General features: G+C 62.5%; 21 protein-coding genes. 8 read left to right on the top strand and 13 right to left on the bottom strand.

Annotation, left to right across the window (positions count from 1 at the left end; all coding sequences use genetic code 11):
• Nucleotides 1-61 precede the first annotated feature (61 nt).
• Entirely contained in the window at nucleotides 62-931 is an 870-nt protein-coding gene (locus A9D60_RS00580) for a methylated-DNA--[protein]-cysteine S-methyltransferase (protein ID WP_065266051.1), read from the bottom strand.
• A gap of 156 nt (nucleotides 932-1,087) precedes the next feature.
• Between A9D60_RS00580 and nth the strand changes: the two genes are divergently transcribed.
• A complete protein-coding gene (gene nth / locus A9D60_RS00575) occupies nucleotides 1,088-1,732 on the top strand; it encodes an endonuclease III (RefSeq protein ID WP_065265796.1) in 645 nt (214 codons plus the stop codon).
• A gap of 61 nt (nucleotides 1,733-1,793) precedes the next feature.
• Nucleotides 1,794-2,786 carry an adenosine kinase gene (locus tag A9D60_RS00570; protein WP_065265795.1) on the top strand — a complete coding sequence of 331 codons (993 nt, stop codon included), beginning with the start codon at nucleotides 1,794-1,796 and terminating at the stop codon, nucleotides 2,784-2,786.
• Between the two features lie 128 nt (nucleotides 2,787-2,914).
• On the opposite strand, the gene A9D60_RS00565 is transcribed toward A9D60_RS00570, so the two are convergent.
• A complete protein-coding gene (locus A9D60_RS00565) occupies nucleotides 2,915-3,400 on the bottom strand; it encodes a MarR family winged helix-turn-helix transcriptional regulator (RefSeq protein ID WP_065265794.1) in 486 nt (161 codons plus the stop codon).
• Nucleotides 3,401-3,476: 76 nt separating this feature from the next.
• Between A9D60_RS00565 and A9D60_RS00560 the strand changes: the two genes are divergently transcribed.
• Complete coding sequence (locus tag A9D60_RS00560) at nucleotides 3,477-4,352, top strand: EamA family transporter (protein WP_065265793.1); 876 nt, start codon at nucleotides 3,477-3,479, stop codon at nucleotides 4,350-4,352.
• A 6-nt stretch (nucleotides 4,353-4,358) separates the two neighbouring features.
• Here the strand turns inward: A9D60_RS00560 and A9D60_RS00555 are convergent, their stop codons facing one another.
• The gene (locus tag A9D60_RS00555) at nucleotides 4,359-4,880 is read right to left on the bottom strand and encodes a hypothetical protein (protein ID WP_065265792.1); all 522 of its coding nucleotides are present in this window, start codon (nucleotides 4,878-4,880) and stop codon (nucleotides 4,359-4,361) included.
• A gap of 1 nt (nucleotide 4,881) precedes the next feature.
• Entirely contained in the window at nucleotides 4,882-5,364 is a 483-nt protein-coding gene (locus tag A9D60_RS00550; protein ID WP_065265791.1) for an RNA pyrophosphohydrolase, read from the bottom strand.
• A gap of 138 nt (nucleotides 5,365-5,502) precedes the next feature.
• Between A9D60_RS00550 and A9D60_RS00545 the strand changes: the two genes are divergently transcribed.
• Nucleotides 5,503-7,530: an NADPH-dependent 2,4-dienoyl-CoA reductase gene (locus tag A9D60_RS00545; protein ID WP_065265790.1), complete on the top strand. Its 2,028-nt coding sequence runs from the start codon at nucleotides 5,503-5,505 to the stop codon at nucleotides 7,528-7,530.
• A gap of 165 nt (nucleotides 7,531-7,695) precedes the next feature.
• Here the strand turns inward: A9D60_RS00545 and A9D60_RS00540 are convergent, their stop codons facing one another.
• The 3 genes from A9D60_RS00540 to A9D60_RS00530 form a co-directional block, all read right to left on the bottom strand.
• A complete protein-coding gene (locus tag A9D60_RS00540) occupies nucleotides 7,696-8,064 on the bottom strand; it encodes an antibiotic biosynthesis monooxygenase family protein (protein ID WP_065265789.1) in 369 nt (122 codons plus the stop codon).
• An 11-nt stretch (nucleotides 8,065-8,075) separates the two neighbouring features.
• Nucleotides 8,076-8,396 carry an NIPSNAP family protein gene (locus A9D60_RS00535; protein WP_065265788.1) on the bottom strand — a complete coding sequence of 107 codons (321 nt, stop codon included), beginning with the start codon at nucleotides 8,394-8,396 and terminating at the stop codon, nucleotides 8,076-8,078.
• A 76-nt stretch (nucleotides 8,397-8,472) separates the two neighbouring features.
• Nucleotides 8,473-8,919 (bottom strand): DUF4399 domain-containing protein, encoded by a 447-nt coding sequence (locus tag A9D60_RS00530; protein ID WP_065265787.1) that lies wholly within the window; start codon nucleotides 8,917-8,919, stop codon nucleotides 8,473-8,475.
• A 217-nt stretch (nucleotides 8,920-9,136) separates the two neighbouring features.
• Between A9D60_RS00530 and A9D60_RS00525 the strand changes: the two genes are divergently transcribed.
• Nucleotides 9,137-10,027, top strand: coding sequence for an AEC family transporter (locus A9D60_RS00525; protein WP_065265786.1), 891 nt, complete (start codon nucleotides 9,137-9,139; stop codon nucleotides 10,025-10,027).
• 163 nt (nucleotides 10,028-10,190) lie between these two features.
• Nucleotides 10,191-11,102, top strand: coding sequence for a LysR family transcriptional regulator (locus A9D60_RS00520; protein ID WP_039181294.1), 912 nt, complete (start codon nucleotides 10,191-10,193; stop codon nucleotides 11,100-11,102).
• A 266-nt stretch (nucleotides 11,103-11,368) separates the two neighbouring features.
• Here A9D60_RS00520 and A9D60_RS00515 read toward each other — a convergent pair whose 3' ends face one another.
• A complete protein-coding gene (locus A9D60_RS00515) occupies nucleotides 11,369-12,160 on the bottom strand; it encodes a class II aldolase/adducin family protein (RefSeq protein WP_065265785.1) in 792 nt (263 codons plus the stop codon).
• Between the two features lie 95 nt (nucleotides 12,161-12,255).
• Here A9D60_RS00515 and A9D60_RS00510 point away from each other — a divergent pair, with 95 nt between their 5' ends.
• Nucleotides 12,256-13,179, top strand: coding sequence for a GlxA family transcriptional regulator (locus tag A9D60_RS00510; protein ID WP_065265784.1), 924 nt, complete (start codon nucleotides 12,256-12,258; stop codon nucleotides 13,177-13,179).
• 29 nt (nucleotides 13,180-13,208) lie between these two features.
• Here the strand turns inward: A9D60_RS00510 and A9D60_RS00505 are convergent, their stop codons facing one another.
• The 5 genes from A9D60_RS00505 to A9D60_RS00485 all read right to left on the bottom strand — a co-directional run bounded on the left by A9D60_RS00505 (nucleotide 13,209) and on the right by A9D60_RS00485 (nucleotide 16,749).
• Complete coding sequence (locus tag A9D60_RS00505) at nucleotides 13,209-14,126, bottom strand: OmpA family protein (protein WP_083194053.1); 918 nt, start codon at nucleotides 14,124-14,126, stop codon at nucleotides 13,209-13,211.
• Complete coding sequence (locus A9D60_RS00500; RefSeq protein ID WP_065265782.1) at nucleotides 14,117-14,689, bottom strand: peroxidase-related enzyme; 573 nt, start codon at nucleotides 14,687-14,689, stop codon at nucleotides 14,117-14,119. Before A9D60_RS00500 ends, A9D60_RS00505 begins: the two co-directional genes overlap by 10 nt.
• A 5-nt stretch (nucleotides 14,690-14,694) precedes the next feature.
• Nucleotides 14,695-15,420, bottom strand: coding sequence for a GNAT family N-acetyltransferase (locus tag A9D60_RS00495; protein ID WP_065265781.1), 726 nt, complete (start codon nucleotides 15,418-15,420; stop codon nucleotides 14,695-14,697).
• Complete coding sequence (locus A9D60_RS00490) at nucleotides 15,417-16,148, bottom strand: competence/damage-inducible protein A (RefSeq protein WP_065265780.1); 732 nt, start codon at nucleotides 16,146-16,148, stop codon at nucleotides 15,417-15,419. Before A9D60_RS00490 ends, A9D60_RS00495 begins: the two co-directional genes overlap by 4 nt.
• Before the next feature lie 64 nt (nucleotides 16,149-16,212).
• Nucleotides 16,213-16,749: a TetR/AcrR family transcriptional regulator gene (locus tag A9D60_RS00485; RefSeq protein ID WP_065265779.1), complete on the bottom strand. Its 537-nt coding sequence runs from the start codon at nucleotides 16,747-16,749 to the stop codon at nucleotides 16,213-16,215.
• A 95-nt stretch (nucleotides 16,750-16,844) separates the two neighbouring features.
• Between A9D60_RS00485 and A9D60_RS00480 the strand changes: the two genes are divergently transcribed.
• Nucleotides 16,845-17,600 carry an SDR family NAD(P)-dependent oxidoreductase gene (locus A9D60_RS00480; protein WP_065265778.1) on the top strand — a complete coding sequence of 252 codons (756 nt, stop codon included), beginning with the start codon at nucleotides 16,845-16,847 and terminating at the stop codon, nucleotides 17,598-17,600.
• Nucleotides 17,601-17,628: the final 28 nt, after the last annotated feature.

Raw genomic sequence — 17,628 nt, 5'->3', positions numbered from 1 at the left:
AAACGCTATGAGGAACGATTGGCCGCAAGACCGCCAGAACCAAGTCTGCTGGAGCGGCTTTTTATCCGGCGGCCTGTAAACCGCCTGCCGCCTCCTCCTCGTCCCGCGCGGCCTCATAAGCCAGCATCGCGCGCTTGACCGGCAGTCCCCAGTGATAGCCGCCCAGCGCACCGGACTTGCGCAACGCGCGGTGGCAGGGGATCAGCCAGCTGACCGGGTTGCGGCCCACCGCGGTGCCAACAGCGCGCACCGCCTTGGGGGAGCCGATAGCGCTAGCCAGCTCGGAATAGGTTGTGACATGGCCCGATGGGATGCGCAGCAGTGCTTCCCAAACCTTGATCTGCAAGGGCGCGCCAATCATATGCAGCGCGGTCTCGCCTTTCTGAGCGAACGCCGCTTCTGCCAAAGGCCTCAGCACCATGGGATCCTCAGTGTACTCTGCCTGAGGCCAGCGGGCGCGCATATCGGCCATTGCGGGTTCGGCGCCGGTTTCGGCAGCAAATGCCAGTCCGCAGATGCCCTTCTCGGTACCCATAACCAGCGCCAGTCCAAAGGGGCTGTCAAACCAGCCCCAGAAAATCCGCAAGCCTTCTCCATTGCGGGCATATTCGCCTGGGCTCATCGCCTCCCAGCGCAGGAACAGGTCGTGCAGCCGGCCTGATCCGGACAAACCGACCGCGTGTGACGCCTCCAGCGTAGTGAAGCGGTCCCGCAGCAACGCCTTTGCATGACCCAGGCGGAGGTACTGCTGGTAGCGTTTGGGGGACACACCAACCCAGGCAGAAAACAAACGCTGAAAATGCGCAGGGCTCATATCCATGCGGGCAGCCAGCTGCTCCAGGGTAAGATCCTCACCACCATCGTCGATCAACTCAATCGCCCGCCGCATGACGCCATAGTGGTAGGTGTTTTCCCTCGCTTCGATATTCATCGGCCCAGCCTGTTTTAAATGTGTGGCTCCAAAGTAGACCGACCAGCCCATTCAATCGACCCGGAACTTGCGGGTTTTCCTAACGGCAAGGGCCGGGATCAGGAACGGCGCAATTTCAATTGCTCTTTGGCACCTGCTCTGTACATATAGCGCGCGATGGCAAAGCAACTTGATTATCACACCCTGCGCGAGATCTTTACGCGGTTCCAGGCAGCAGAGCCCGAACCCAAGGGCGAACTGGAGCATGTCAACGCCTATACTCTGGTGGTTGCGGTGGCGCTCTCAGCGCAGGCAACCGACGCCGGTGTCAACAAGGCGACCCGCGAACTGTTCAAGATCGCCGACACCCCGCAAAAAATGCTGGACTTGGGTGAAGAGCGGCTGATTGAGCACATCAAAACAATCGGCCTCTACCGCAACAAGGCCAAGAATGTGATTAAGCTGTCGCAGATCCTGTTCGACGATTACGGCGGCGAAGTCCCGAACTCACGTGCGGCTTTGCAGTCGTTGCCTGGTGTGGGCCGCAAGACCGCCAATGTGGTTCTGAACATGTGGTGGAAGCAGCCTGCACAAGCCGTGGACACGCATATTTTCCGTGTTGGAAACCGTTCCGGTATTGCGCCGGGCAAGGATGTGGATGCCGTGGAACGCGCGGTGGAAGATAATATCCCGGCGGATTTCCAACAGCACGCGCATCACTGGCTGATCCTGCATGGCCGATACCACTGCAAGGCGCGAAAACCGATGTGCGGAACCTGCATCATCCGCGACCTCTGCATGTTCGAAGACAAGAATCTGTAAACTTTTTGAGCGGCATAGTCGCTTCGATTGACACCGCTTTGGAAATCCCCGGGGAGGGACCATGACCAAAACCTACCAGCTCGTCGGCATCGGCAATGCCGTGGTGGATGTGATTGCACAGTGCGAGGACAATTTCCTGGCTGAACAAGGCATCGAAAAAGGCATCATGCAGCTGATTGAGCGCGACCGCTGCGAAGATTTGTATGCGGCAATGGGAAACCGGGTCCTGACTCCGGGCGGTTCGGTCGCCAATACCATCGCAGGGGCCGGCGCGCTGGGTCTCGAGGCCGCCTTCATCGGCCGGGTCCGTGACGACGCGCTTGGAAAATTCTATGCCGATGCGATGAACAATGAGGGCGTCGGTTTTGTGAATGCGCCCGTTTCAGGGGACGTGCAACCGACCTCGCGGTCGATGATTTTTGTCTCACCGGACGGCGAACGGTCGATGAACACTTACCTCGGCATTTCGTCCGATCTGAGTTCAGCAGACGTGCCGCAGGACGTGGCCGGCCAAGCGCAGATCATGTTCCTGGAGGGTTATCTGTTCGACAAGGACAAGGGTAAGACAGCCTTTCTGGAAGCCGCACGCAGCTGCCGCGAAGGCGGCGGCAAGGTCGGCATTTCTATCTCCGACCCTTTCTGCGTCGAACGCCACCGCGCAGACTTCCTGACTCTGATCGGCGAGGAGCTGGATTTTGTGATCGGCAACCAGGATGAAATCCGCGCCCTGTTCGAGACCGATGACTTGGAGAAAGCATTGGCCAAGACCGCCGCGATCTGCCCGCTGGTGGTCTGCACCCGGTCCGGAGATGGCGTAACCGTACTGAACGAAGGAGTGCGCATCGATGTACCGGTGGAGATGATCACACCGGTAGATGCTACCGGTGCCGGCGACCAGTTCGCCGCAGGGTTCCTGTTTGGCATGGCCACCGGCCGCAGCATGGAAATCTGCGCCCGCATGGGCTGCATTTGCGCGGGCGAGGTGATCCGGCACATCGGCCCGCGCCCGGAAAGAAACGTGCGTCACCTGCTTGAAGAAGCCGGTCTGGTCTAAGCCAGCGGCCCCCTCATGCTCATTGAAGACCCGCCCGATGGCACTTCGCTAGCAGTTGGGCATAGCGCGGAGCGGCATTGCCGCCCCGCGTAGGCTGCCTGCGGCTGGCACTCAAATAATCTGCGGCCTCAGCCTTCAGCTGCTGCCAGGGCTTGTCCCAAGAGCGCGGTAAACGCCCCTACCTCTTGCGCGCTCATGCCTTCCAGCAACCGTGCCTGGGTTTGCACATGTGCGGCGACAGCCCGGTCAATCAGGGCAAACCCCTCCTCTGTCAGCCCGACAAGGAAACTGCGGCTGTCCTCCGGGTTTACCTCGCGCTTTACCAGCCCGTCCGCCTCCAGCCGGTCAATACGGTTGGTCATCGTGCCCGACGCAACCATCGTCGCCTTCAGCAGATCGCCCGGCGACAGCATGTAAGGCGCCCCGGACCGGCGCAGCGTTGCCAGAACATCGAACTTGGCCGCATTCAACCCGAACTCCACGAAGGTCTTATGCATTTCGCGCTGATACGCCAGATACAGCCGCGCGACCCGGCCGATCACGCCCATAGCCGTCACATCCAGGTCCGGCCGCTCCTGCCCCCATTGCTGGGTAATAAAATCCACATGATCCATGCTGCCGGTTTAGGCCATTAAATCTTGACGTCAAGACAAATCGCACATATCTCGACATCAAGATAAGGAGACACCTATGCCAATCCGGACCCTATTGCTGACTGCGCTGGCCCCTGCCATCTGGGGCAGCAGCTATTTCGTGACGACAACTTTCCTTCCCGGCCACTCCCCGTTGGTTGTGGCACTTCTACGGGCACTGCCCGCGGGCCTGTTGCTGCTGGTCATGGTGCGCCAGCTGCCCCCGCTTAGTTGGCTGCCCAAGCTGCTGGTGCTTGGCGCATTGAACTTCTCGCTGTTCTGGGTGCTCCTGTTCCTGTCCGCCTACCGCCTGCCCGGCGGCGTTGCCGCCACGCTGGGCGCGGTGCAGCCGCTGGCCGTGGTATTCCTGTCAGCGCTTCTGCTGAAAACGCAAATACGTGCCGCTGCAATCGCCGCCGCTATGTTGAGCATAGCCGGCGTTGCCCTCTTGGTCCTCACGCCCGCGGCCGAACTCGACGCTTTGGGTGTGCTGGCTGGCTTGGGCGGTGCGCTTTCAATGGCTGCCGGCGTTGTTCTGACCCGGAAGTGGCAACCGCCGGTAGCGCCCCTCACCTTCACTGCCTGGCAGCTGACTGCAGGCGGGCTGCTGCTGATGCCTGTTGCGCTGTGGATGGTGCCGGAAATGCCGGTCTTCACGGCTGCCAATATCCTGGGCCTTGCCTACATGAGCCTCATCGGCGGCGCGCTGACCTACATCCTCTGGTTCCGCGGCCTCGCACGGATCGACCCGTCGCAGGTCTCGCTGCTGGGTGTGCTCAGCCCGCTGACTGCGGTGATCCTGGGCTGGTTGCTGCTGGGGGAATCTCTGACGCCCAACCAGATCCTTGGTGCCGCCCTAGCACTGTTCAGCCTCTGGCTCGGCCAAGCGCGGCTCCGGTGGCGCATTAAACGCGCCGCAACCCCTGCGGAATAAGCGGCATCACCGCGGCATGGCAGGTTCACAAGCCTTGCCGTGGTGGCAATCCAGCACCTGCCGCCGCACATTGGACGTGTCGTCAAACGCGAACCCGCCGCAGGTATTCGCCCGGACTACCAGCTCCTGCCCGCGCTGCTCTGCAAAAACCACATAGTCCGCACCGGATTTCAACCCACCGCACCAGGGCCCGAGGCACTCCACCTCAACCACCGCAGGCACACTGACCCGGGTTGAGAAATACTTGCCGTCCAGCATCTTGCCCGACAGCTGCGCCGGAATGCGGGTCAGCGGGGGAGTATCATTGAGATTGCCCGAATGAGGCTTTGGCAGCAGGCTTTCGTCAAACCGCAGCTCACCTGCTATGACATTATAGACACTGTCCGAATTCGCAGCGTGCAGATAGGCATCGGCAGGCCCCCAAGGCAGGCAACTGAGAGCTAAGGCGGGGCCGGTTGCAACAGTCAGAATACATGTGGTCAGGGCGGCACCGATTCCGGCAGGTCGAAAACAGGCTCGCAAATCCATCTCACAGATACTCCCGGAACTCAGCCACCACCCGCGCATAGACCTCGCGCTTGAACGGCACGATCTTCTCCACAAGGCTCTCCACCGGCTGCCAGCACCAAGCCGAGAACTCCGGATCATCCGTCTCGATATTGACCTGATCATCTGTCCCGAGGAACCGCATCAGATACCACTTCTGCTCCTGCCCGCGGTATTTGCCGCCCCAGAAACTGGGCACCACGTCATGCGGCAGATCATAGGGCAGCCAGCCGTTGCTTTCGGCGATGATCTCGACCAGGTCAGGCGCCACACCGGTTTCTTCTTCCAGCTCGCGCAGCGCCGCAATCCGCGGGTTTTCGCCCGCGTCGATTCCGCCCTGCGGCATCTGCCAGGCATCTTTGTAGCGGTCCTTGCGCTGGCCGACGAACACTGCGCCCTCGGCATTGATCAGCATCACGCCGACGTTGGGGCGGTAGGGCAGCTTGGCAATCTCTTCCGGCGTCATCAGCCTCTCCTCGGCATGGGTTTTCACAACCTTAGACCGCTTGCCGCCGGGGCACGCAAGGGGGTGACGCGGCGTTTGCCCGTGACAAGGCGGTCTGCGCCCTTGATCCTAGGGGCAACTGCCAGGGAGAGTTTCAAGATGACTGCGTACCCCAACCTGCTTGCCCCGCTGGATCTGGGCTTTACCACGCTGAAGAACCGGGTGCTGATGGGCTCGATGCACACCGGGCTTGAGGAAACCGGCGACTGGAACCGGGTTGCCGAATTCTATGCTGCCCGCGCCCGCGGCGGGGTGGCGCTGATGGTGACCGGCGGGATCGGCCCGAACCTGGAAGGCTCGGTGCTGCCGGGCGCCTCGATGATGACCACCGCCAAGGACGTCGAGAACCACCGGGTGGTGACAAACCGGGTGCATGATGCTGGCGGCAAAATTGCCATGCAGATCCTGCACGCGGGCCGCTATGCCTATGGCCCCAAATGCGTCGCGCCCAGCCCGGTGAAATCTCCGATTTCCCCCTTCCCGCCGCATGAGCTGGACGAGGATGGCATCGAAAAGCAGATCGCTGACATCGTGAACGCCGCCCGGCTGGCACAGGAAGCGGGCTATGACGGCATCGAGATCATGGGATCGGAGGGCTATTTCCTCAACCAGTTCCTGGTCACCCACACTAACAAGCGCACCGACCGCTGGGGCGGCTCCTATGAAAACCGTATGCGGCTGCCGATCGAGGTCGTGCGCCGCACCCGCGAGGCCGTAGGCCGTGATTTCATCATCATCTACCGCCTGTCGATGATCGACCTAGTGCCAAATGGCTCAACCCATGAGGAAGTCGTGCAGCTGGCACAGGAGATCGAAAAGGCCGGAGCGACGATCCTCAACACCGGTATCGGCTGGCACGAGGCGCGCATCCCGACCATCGCCACCTCGGTTCCTCGCGCGGCTTTTGCCTGGGTGACCAAGAAGCTGATGGGCAAGGTCGGCATCCCGGTGATCACCTCCAACCGCATCAACACTCCGGAAGTGGCCGAGCAGGTGCTCTCCGATGGCTGCGCCAACATGGTGTCAATGGCCCGGCCGATGCTGGCGGATGCGGATTTCGTGGCCAAGGCGGAGGCCGGACAGGCGGACCAGATCGCCCCCTGCATTGCCTGCAACCAGGCCTGCCTCGACCATACCTTCAGCGGCAAGCTGACCTCCTGCCTCGTGAACCCGCGCGCCTGCCATGAGACCGAGCTGATGATTGAGTCTGCTGAGACCTCCAAGACCGTTGCCATCGTCGGCGCAGGCCCCGCGGGCCTCGCCACTGCCATAACTGCTGCCCAGCGCGGCCACCAAGTGACGCTGTTCGACCGCGCCGATGAAATTGGCGGCCAGCTCAACATGGCCAAGCAGGTGCCGGGCAAGGAAGAATTTTGGGGGCTGGTCGACTGGTACCGGGTCATGGTGGCAGACGCCGGCATCACTCTGGAGCTGGGCCGCGAGGTTGCGGCAGAGGATCTGACCGGCTTCGACGAAGTGGTGATCGCCACCGGCGTCMCCCCTCGCGACCCCGCCATTCCCGGCCAGGACCAGGACAATGTGCTCAGCTACATTGACGTTCTGCGCCACAAGAAACCGGTGGGACAGCGGGTCGCCGTGGTCGGCGCCGGCGGCATCGGCTTTGACGTCTCCGAATTCCTGCTGGAAGAGGGTCACAGCCCCACCACCGACCTGCCCGCCTGGATGAAGGAATGGGGCGTGGCCGACCCGGCAGAGCACCGCGCGGGCCTGGCGCCCGAGGGCCCGCAGCCCGCGGTCCCTGCCCGCCAGGTGACACTGCTGCAGCGCAAGGCCGAACGCCACGGCAAGCGGCTGGGCAAGACCACCGGCTGGATCCACCGGGCAACGCTCAAGATGAAGGAGGTGGAATTCGTCGGCGGCGTCAACTACGAGCGGATCGACGCTGAGGGCCTGCATGTGAGCTTCGGCGAAGCCCGCGAAAACCCGCGGGTGATCCCGGCGGACACCATCGTGCTCTGCGCAGGCCAGGTCTCTGAGCGGTCTCTGGCTGATAATCTGGCCGCGCGCGGGATCTCTGCCCATGTGATCGGTGGCGCTGATGTGGCCGCGGAACTGGACGCCAAGCGCGCGATCAACCAGGGCACCCGCCTGGCCGCCAGCCTGTAAGGCAGCAGACGTCCTCCCGCCTGCGGCCGCCGCCCCTTTCAGGCCCGGCCCGCAGTTGGGCCGGGCGCCGCGCCGGATGGCACCGCGCTCCGCGCGGTGTTGCGCCGAACGGGCGCAGCGCATTTTCAATGCGCCCAAGGCGGGTGGGAGCGTCCCCGCTCCCCTTCAGGCGCCGGGTTCGCAAAGCGTTCGGCCGTGAGCCGCAATGCTGTCTGCCGGGGCTTCTTCCCGCACCGACATGCCATAATCCCGGATCACCCCCGCCACCCGAAGCCTGTAATCTGCAAAGATTCCAGCCCGGCCTTTTCTCTGTGCTGCGCGGTGTTCCGTCAGATGGCGCCAGCGCTGCACTGCCGCTTCGTCCTCCCAAAAGGACAGCGACAGCAGTTTGTCAGGTACGCTCAGGCTCTGAAACCGCTCAACAGAGATGAAACCCTCAATCTCCTCCAGCAGGCTGCGCAGGTCTGCAGCAATTTCCAGATAGGCATCCTTCTGCCCTGCGGCGATCTCCACTTCGAATATCACGGCAATCATCTGAATACCTCTCATCCATCCCCATGCGGCGTCGAAGCCAGCTTGAGCCAGGTCCGATCCTCACGCAGCAGGAACCGCTCCCTCTGGGCGAACTCGTAATTTTCGCACCCCAAGGGGTCTGCCGCCAGCCGCGCCCGGTAGGCTTCATACGCCGCCAGGCTGTCCACGTTGTAGATGCCGTAGGCCAAGGTCGACGAGCCCTCGTGCGGCGCATAGTAGCCGACCAGGTCAGCCCCGCAGCGCGGAATCGCCTGGCCCCAGTTGCGGGCGTATTGTTCGAACTGCTCCTTCTTGGCGGGATCTATGTGATAGCGGATGATGCAGGTCAGCATGACAGGTCCTTTGTCTGTTCAGGACGTTCTGCCTAACCCGCCTCAGCTGCCGGATGCTTCGCCGCACACCGAAGCGTCACTCCACGTTGATGGTAATGACCTCGGACACCACGGGCGAGTCATGCGGCACATGGCTGGCATCGCCAAGCACCAGTTGCAGCGTGTGGCGGCCCGGAGCCAGATCAATGACGGCCTCAGTCTGCCCGCCGCCGAAATGCACGTGGTGCTCATCCGCAGGTAATCCGTACAGCAGCTCATCCGTGCCATCTTCCCCCTGACCAATGGCTGGCCGGTCAATCAGCAGGTGATGGTGGCCGGTATGCTCTTTTTCCGTTCCCGCGGGGGCGACCCCCATGCCGGAAAGACCGAATACCACGGACACTGGGGAGGCAACGGTATCGCCATCCTTCAGATTCACAAAATAAACCTTGGCATCCGGGTGCGATGGCGTACGCTCCTGAGCCCCAAGCGGTGCAGCCAAACACAGGGCGGCGGCGGCGGTGGCGGCAAGCAAAACTTTCATAGCGGGTCCTCCGACAATTTGTTCAATAAACAAAGTAAAGCTAGGCGACCGGAAAGCGGCAGCAAACCCTTGGGTCGCCGCGAACGCACAATTTTGCGTCATCTTCACAGAAGCCCACCGTGCCGCCCTCCATTCCTCTTGCCCGCGCTATCCGAGGGCGGCAGTGTCACACCTGAACCGCAAGGCGAGGACAAGCGTGGTATTCGCAGTCATTTTGATGGGCCTGACCCCCAGCTTCCTGATGGTGGCCCTTGGCGGGCTGGTACGCAGGCGGCTGTCACCGCAAGCCTGGCAAGGCTTGGATAAACTGAACTTTGAAGTGCTGTTTCCCGCGCTGCTGTTCTTTGCCGCCAGCGGCCGCCCCATTGCCATAACAGACCTCGGCCGGATCGGGCCCGCAGTCTGGAGCATCCTGGCTCTTGCGGCTGGCTTGGGCTTTCTGGCACGGCGGTTCGGCCCGCAAAAATTCCTCGACTTTGCAGGTGCCTGGCAGGCCGCCTGGCGTTTCAATACGGCCATTGCCTTTGTCGCGCTGCCCTCAATCGGAAAGGAGCTGACCGGCCAGATGGCAGTTGCCATCGGGATGGCCGTTCCGGTGGCCAATGTCATGGCCGTCACCGCCCTATCGCGCGGCGGCAGCCTGTCACTGCGTGAGACTGCGGCAAAAATCGCGCTCAATCCGTTTCTAATAGCATCCGTCGCAGGCGTCGCTGTGGGGCTTTCCGGCTACAAGATTCCTGCGCCGATCCTGGCGCCGGCCGAAATGCTGGCCCATGCCGCGATCCCGATTGCACTGCTGTCGATCGGTGCCACCATGAACTGGCGCGCGCTCGCACGGCTTGATTTCTTCAACGGCTACCTCTGCCTGGTACGTCTGGTACTGGTGCCAGCCATCGTTCTGGCTGCCTGCCTGTTGCTGGGAAGTGATCCCGGCTTCGCCGCAGTGCTGGTGCTGTTTTCAGCCTTGCCGACAGCCTCCGCCGCTCATGTGCTCGCATCCGCCTTTGGCGCCGACCGCACTCTGGCTGCCACACTTATTGCGCAATCCACCCTGCTCAGTGCGGTAACCCTGCCGCTGTGGATACTGACAATCAGGCTAGTGATTTAAGGTTTCATTAACCTTCTCAAGATGTTCACCCCCGCCCTGCCGCGGCCGTTTCCACAACGCAAACGATAACCGCGAAACCTCGCAATTATCCCACCTCCGCCCCGTTCTTGCCCGAATTCACCGTCAGTTTCGAGGCAACGCTGCTTTACGAGGATGGGTGAATATGGACCGATTGATGGAAATGGAGGCCTTCGCCAATGTGGTGGATCAGGGCGGCTTCACTGACGCCGCCCGGAAAATGGGGATTTCCAAGTCGGCCGTCTCCAAACATGTCTCCAGTCTTGAGGCCCGCCTCGGCGCACGGCTGCTGAACCGCACCACCCGCCGGGTGTCTCCGACCGAGATCGGCCTTGCCTATTATGACCGCGCACGCCGGGTCCTGAATGATGCCGGCGAAGCGGATGCGCTGGTAACCTCAATGCAATCGGCACCTTCCGGTTTGCTGCGGATTTCCGTTGCCACCGACTTCGGTGTAAACCACCTGTCGCCGGTATTGTCGGATTTCCTGCGAGACTTTCCAGACATCACCGTCAACATGGTGCTGAACAACCGCTATGTGGAGCTGATTTCAGAGGGCTTCGACATGGCCGTACGGATCGGCGAGCTGGAGGACAGCAGCTTGCGCGCCCGCAAGCTGACCGAGACCACCAAGCGCATGATTGCCTCTCCGGAATATCTGGAGAAATTCGGCCGGCCGCAGAAAATCGATGAACTGAACGCCCACAAGCTGCTGCACTACTCCAGCCAGTCCAGCGGCAACGTCTGGAAGATCACCGCGCCCTCGGGCGAAAAGCGCCAGGTGCGCACCTCCGGCTGGCTGTCCGTGAATGACGGGCAATCGCTCCTGAACGCCGCGATTTCCGGCCTTGGCATCGCCTATCTGCCCAGCTACCTCTACTCCGCGGCGATGGAGGAGGGGCTGGTCGAGGACGTGATGCCCAGCCTGCCGGTGGAAACCCAAGGCATTTATGCCGTCTACCCGCCTGGCAAGTTCACCCAGCCCAAGGTGCGGGCCTTCATCGACTTCCTGGTTGCGGCCTTTGCGGACCGCGACCCGTCCGAATGGAAAACCTGAACCGGTTCAACGGAAAACCGGAACAAGACCTCCCTCGTAGACCTGCCCCCGCACCACTCGCGGGGGCTTCTTTTTGCAGGGGCTGCAACAGAGAAAAATACTGGGGAACCGCAAGGCTCACGCCCGTCCCCTGCCAATTACAGACTGACCAGATCGCGTTGGGTCAAGCGCCGCTTCGGGGCGCCGCCATGCCCAAGGCTTTCTGAGGCACCTGCGAAGCTGCGGCCAAGGCCCGGAAGCACTATGCAGGTGAAATGGCGGCTTGGTCAGCTCTTGTAGTGCGGCGCCTCTGCATCCAGGCGGCGGCGGATGGCATGCCACTCCAGCTCGCCCTCGTAGCCGTACCAGTCGCTGGCGGCCATATCGCGCAGATGGCGCTTCTGCTCCGCCTCTGGGATGGTGCGGATTTCCACCCCCGGGCAGGCCGCGGCTTTCTGCACCTCCAGCTGCACCGCACAGGCTTGATCCAGGTAGAAGGAGCGGAAGAACGCCTCGCCCGCGGTCGCACCGAATACAAAAGCACCGTGCCAGGCTTCCACCACCGCCTTCCTGCCGCGGCCGGAATCCAGCAGTCCGTTCAGGAAATCTTCGGTGCATTCGAACTCGTAATCCGTATACCCCAGCACATCGCCGCCGCCGATCATCAGATAGGCCTGGCTGTAGGGGCCCMCCCCGCCGGTCTGGGCCGACACCCCCATGATTGCCTTGGTGTGAATATGCATGATGCAATTCTTCTCCGGCTCCGCCTCGAAAAACAGCTTGCCGATTTCGGTGGCCGAGGGGTTCGGCTCGCCGTTGTCCGGGTTGTGGTTCACCCGGTCAAACCCGACCTTGATCAGGTTGGAGGCGGTCACCTCCTCATGCATCCAGCCATAGTGATGGGTGATCAGCGCTTCCTCGCCCGGCACCCGGATCGCGTGCCACTGGTTGGTCTGATCGGTCAGCCGGTATTTCACCAGCGCATTGTAAATCGCAGCCAGCTCGCAGCGAACCTCCCATTCGGCGTCCGAACAATTGGCCGGGCGGCCCTGCAGCGGGGTCGGGGTCATGACGGTCATTGGCGTTTCCTTTCCTGTGACTGGAGGAATCCTAGCTGCCGGGAGACTGCATTATTTGCATGGAAACGCCCGAAACTTGCACGTAACGTCCTAGCATGCCAAAGGTGAGCTTCATCCTGTTTCCTGAGTTCCAGATGCTAGCCTATGTGCTGGCCGCCGAAACCCTGCGCATTGCCAACAAGAATGCCAGCCGCCCGCTGTACACATGGGAGACACTCAGCGTCACCCAGGCGCCGGTGCCTGCCTCCAGCGGACGGCTGGCCACCCCGGACCGCAGCGGCTGGGACCTTGGAGAACCGCCTGATCTGGTGCTGCTTTGCGCCGGCTACGACCCTTTGCACCACCTGCCGCAGGGGCTGCGCGCCTATCTGGCACGGGCTGCGCGCGTAGGCGCGACACTGGGCGGCATCGACACCGGCACCGTGGTGCTGGCCCAGCTGGGCTATCTGGACGGTCACGAGGCAGTTCTGCATCACGAAGCCGAGGCGGGGTTCCGCGAGCGCTGGCCCGGCATCGCAGTCAGCGACAATATCTATTGTTTCGGCCGCCGCCGGCTGACCGCCGTGGGCGGCACCGCCACCGGCGATGCGATGCTGGCCTGGGTCGCGGACACCGGGCCGGACGGGCTGGCGGCAGCCACCTCCGAAGACATGGCGCATGGTTCGATCCGGCCGCCGGAAGTACGCCAGCGCCTGCAACCTTCAGCAGATCCTATTCTGGGCCAGATGCAGCAGCTGATGCTGGACAACCTGCAGGAGCCCCTGGCGCTGCGGGACATTGCCGCGCGTCTCGGCCTCAGCCTCAAAGCGCTGCGCCTGCGCTGCAAACACGGATTGGGCATGACACCGCAGGCGGCCTATCTTCAGACACGCCTGCAGCGGGCGCGCGAGCTGCTTCAAAACACTGCCATGCCGGTTACCGAAGTGGCCCTGGCAACGGGATTTGCCTCGCTGCCAGGGTTTTCCCGCCAGTTCAAAGCCATGTACCAGCGCAGCCCGCGCGGCATGCGCCGCCGCTGACAGCCCACCGGGTCAAGTTTTACCAGCCGTCAGTTTCCAAGCAGCACAGCCTCTACCCGCCGGTTGGCTTCGCGGCCCTCAGGGATCTGATTGCTGGCAATCGGCGCCAGATAGCCTGCCCCGGCCACGTCAATACGGGCCTCCTCGGCGCCATAGGCCCCGGCCAGCCGCTCCTTTACCGATTGCGCCCGGCGTTCGGAGATCGCGGCATTCTGCTCCTGGGAACCAACCGTGTCGGTGTGGCCGACCAGCAGCAGCCTGTATTGCTGGTTTGCCGCCAGGAAAGCAGCCAGCGCGCGCAGGCTGGCGTAGCTGCCGTCCTGAAGCCGCGTGGAGCCGCTGTCGAACACCAAGTCGGTCAGCACCGCATGGCCGCGGACCTCCAGCACCTTGGCCAGTTCCACCGGCCGCACCGGGTCTTCCTGTGCCTGCTCAGCGGATTTGACCACCGCGGGCGCCGCCGCGCCGGGCGGCTGCACGCTGATCACCTGAACATAGGCCGCGCCGCCCGCCCGCGACACCAGGACAGAAACCGCCGCCTCGTCCTTGGCAGCCGACAGGAAATGGTAGCGCGAGATATCCACCATCATATCCGGCGCCGGCACCACCTCGATCCCGAACCGGAAACCGAAGCCGCCGCAATCACGCGCGGCACAGTCCAGCTTCACTTCAAAGCCCTGGTCTGCCAGCTGCTCCCGCAGAGGTGCCAGGATCTGCAGAACCGTGCCGCTGCCTTCAACACGCCAGGTGCGGCGGGKGATCTGCCCCTCGAACCGCTCTGACGGCACCCTGTCCGCGTCTTCGGGGCCAATTGGCAGCTGATAGACGCCAAGCGCCGTGGCCCGTTCGGAAATGGCAGCCGCACCGGCCGGCAGGGTAAGCTCCGCTGCAGTCAGTATTCCGGGCAGGAATGCCGCCGCCACTGCAATCAAACGTCTCAACGGCACTGGCTGTGATATTCCGGATTGGGCACCATTGCGGTGGCGCTGGCCACCCGGTTCGACATGTTGAAGAAGCCCGCGACATTGGCGATGTCCCAGATATCCCGGTCGCTGAAGCCCTCATCACGCAGGGCCTGACGGTCCGCCTCCTCAATCTCCGCGCTGGCGGTAGTCATCTTTGCGGCGAAATCCAGCATCGCCCGCTGACGCGCGTCCAGCGGCGCCACCCGGTAATTCATCACCAGCATCTCGCCCAGCTGCGGGTCCCCCGATAGCTGCCTCACCGCCGCGCCGTGGGCTACAAGGCAATAGAAACAGCGGTTGATCGAGGAGACCACAACCGCAATCATTTCCCGCTCCAGCTTGCTCAGGCCGCTTTCCGCCAGCATCAGGTCGTTGTACATGGCGGTAAAAGCATTGAGCTTATCAATATCAAAGGCATTTGCCTTCAGCACATTCGGCACAAAGCCCAGTTTTTCGACACAGATATCGAAATATTTCTGCGTCTCCGGCGGCAGCGGGTCCACCATTGGCAAATCAAGAGCAGTGGGAAGGGTCTGGTCACTCATCGCGTTCAATCGCCTTGTTGCAAAATCCGGTAGTGATACTCTCCAACACAGTCCATGCCGAGGGAAGAATAAAGCCCGTTGGCGCCCGCGTTACGTTTCGTGCAAAGAACTGCCAGTTCGCCGACGCCGTTCTCCAGCGCCCAGAATGCCGCCTGGCGCATCATCCAGGCGCCCATGCCGGCCCGGCGCTGATGCGGCAGGATCTCCAGCGCATGCACCATCGCCACTCCGTCATGCACCGCCACGAAACCAGCACCAGCCGGTTTGTCCCTGTGGCGGGCCAGCAGCCCCGTCTTGGGCCCCTGCACCCGGCTCATCACCGCCAGCCGCTCCGGCCCGATGCCGCCCTGTTCCCAGATCTCGCGCTGGATCGCCAGCGGCTCCCAGACGCAAAAGGCGGTGACACGCGGCACCGGAACATCCGTCAGCCGCTGCGCCGGGCAGGTCCAGAGATTGACCGGATCCTTCACCGCATATCCACGCGCCTCCAGCTGCGCGTCCAGCTTTGTCTCGCCGTCACGGATCATGAACAGGCAATCCTGCCCCATGGCGCGCATCGCGTCCTCAGCTGCTGCAATCTCCGCGTCAGACGCTGCACCGTTCACCGTCGCTGCCGACACACGGCTGCCGCCGCCCTGCCCTTCGCGCAGGGTGACAGGCCCAAGTTCGCGCAGCGAAGCCGGCGGCCAGGTCGCCTCGGTCACGCCATAGTAACGGGGATCTGTGGTCACTGCTCCAGCTCCTTTGCCAGCTCGGTCATCGCCGCGTCAATGCGCGCGCCATCTGTGCCGCGGATCACGATATTGGCGCCGAACGCGCCGTCTTTCTGAAACGGGTAGCAGCCCACCGACAGATCGGCATAAGCCTCCGCCAAGGCGCGCAGCGGTGCCGCGATTTCACCTTCGCCGCGTTGGACCCGCAGGGTCTGCGACAGCATCGGGCGGCCGCCGGTCAGGGTCGGCATCACGCTCGCCACCATCGCCTGGAAAATCATCGGCACGCCCGCCATCACGTGCACATTGCCGATAGTGAACCCAGGTGCTGCTGAAACCGGGTTGTCGATCAGGCCCGCTCCTTCAGGAATGCGGGCCATCCGCAGCCGCGCCTCGTTCATCTCCAGCCCTTGGGTGTCGTAATGCGCCTGCAGAATCGCTTTTGCGTCATCGCGCACGCCCAGATGTGTTTCAAACGCCTTGGCGATGCAATCCGCAGTGATATCGTCATGGGTCGGCCCGATGCCGCCGCTGGTGAACACATGATCAAAAGCGCCTGACAGCGCCCGGACCGCGGCAATGATCGCCACCTCATCGTCGCTCACCACCCTCACTTCCTTCAGATCGATGCCATGTTTGGTCAGCTCTCCCGCCAGGTAATGCATATTGGCATCGCGGGTGCGACCGGACAGGATCTCGTCGCCGATAACCAGCATGGCGGCAGTTGGGTTGGTCGTTGCAGGCATGGGCATCTCCCTTGGCTGAATGCGAAAATACCCTGCCTGAAAGGCGGCACAAGAGCCAAAGCGACTAGGTAAGCCCGGCAACTGCAGCGTCGAACGGCGCCGCATCCCCCATGGCACGGGCCAGAATCATCGCGCCTTCCAGCGTGGCGATCATATGTGCCGCCGCCCGATCCGCTTCGTCCCGTTTCAACCCTTTGCACAGGTAAACTTGCCGCAGCCATTCCAGGTTACGGGCAAAAAAGGCCCGAGTCGCACTTGCGACTGGCGGCGGCAGGTCAGCAATCTCAGCCCCGAAAACACCGCACAGGCACATTAGCCCGTCCTGTTTCAGGGCCGCGCCATACGCCGCAACATAGCGCTTGAGCAACTCCTTAGGCGCCGCCCCTTGGGGATCACCCAAGATTTTGAAAAAATGGTCAGAATACCGCTCCGCCAGCGCCTCGCCCAAGGCTTCCTTGGTCGGGAAATGGTAGTGGACAGAGGCCGATTTGATACCAATCTCTGCCGCAATTTCACGGAAGCTGAAGGCGTTGTAGCCACCTGTCCGCGCGGCTTTCTCCGCGATGTCCAGGATGCGTTCCGCTGTGTCCGGCTTTGCCATGCTCACCCCCGCCTATCTACCTACCTACAGATAGGTCTTGACGGCAGGCGGCACAATCCACATCTATCTACCTACTGATAGATAGGAGAATCACTATGACGACTGAAACCGCACTGATCATCGGCGGATCCTCGGGAATGGGTCTGGAAACGGGCCGCCGGCTGGTGAAAGCGGGACAACATGTCACCCTGCTGGGCTCCTCTGCGACCAAGCTTGAGACCGCCAAGACTGAGCTCGGGACCCTCGCCGAGGCCCGGCAAATCGACCTGATGGATTTCACAGCTGTCCAGACACTGGCGGCAGAACTGAAGGCAGACAGCCGCCACCTAAGCAAGCTGGTCAATGCTGCCGGCGTTTTTGCCCCCAAGCCTTTCCTTGAGCACACGGCAGAAGACTACGACCGCTACATGGGCCTGAACCGCGCCGCCTTCTTCCTGACCCAAGCGGTGGCTGCCAATATGGCAGGCAACGGCGGCGGGTCCATCGTCAATATCGGCTCCATGTGGGCAAAACAGGCGATCAAGGCGACACCCAGCTCGGCCTATTCCATGGCCAAGGCGGGCCTGCATGCCCTGACCCAGCACCTGGCGATGGAACTGGCGGACCACGGCATCCGGGTGAACGCGGTGGCCCCCTCGGTTGTGGTCACCCCGATTTACGGCGCCTTTATCGACCCTGCGCAGATCGAAGATACGCTGACAGCTGGCTTTGACACCTTCCATCCAATTGGGCGCGTCGGCCGCCCGGCTGACATTGCGGCCACCGTTGTGCATCTGTTGTCCGATCAGGCTGCCTGGGTCACCGGCGCCGTCTGGGATGTCGACGGCGGCGTTATGGCCGGCCGCAACTAAGCGCTTTGCCACCGGACGGGGCTGGGAT

It is taken from the genome of Leisingera sp. JC1 (assembly GCF_001679925.1).
In the GTDB taxonomy this organism is placed as follows: Bacteria; Pseudomonadota; Alphaproteobacteria; order Rhodobacterales; family Rhodobacteraceae; genus Leisingera.
The sequence above is the reverse complement of the archived record's forward strand: the minus strand, read 5'-3'. Positions and strand labels throughout refer to the sequence as shown.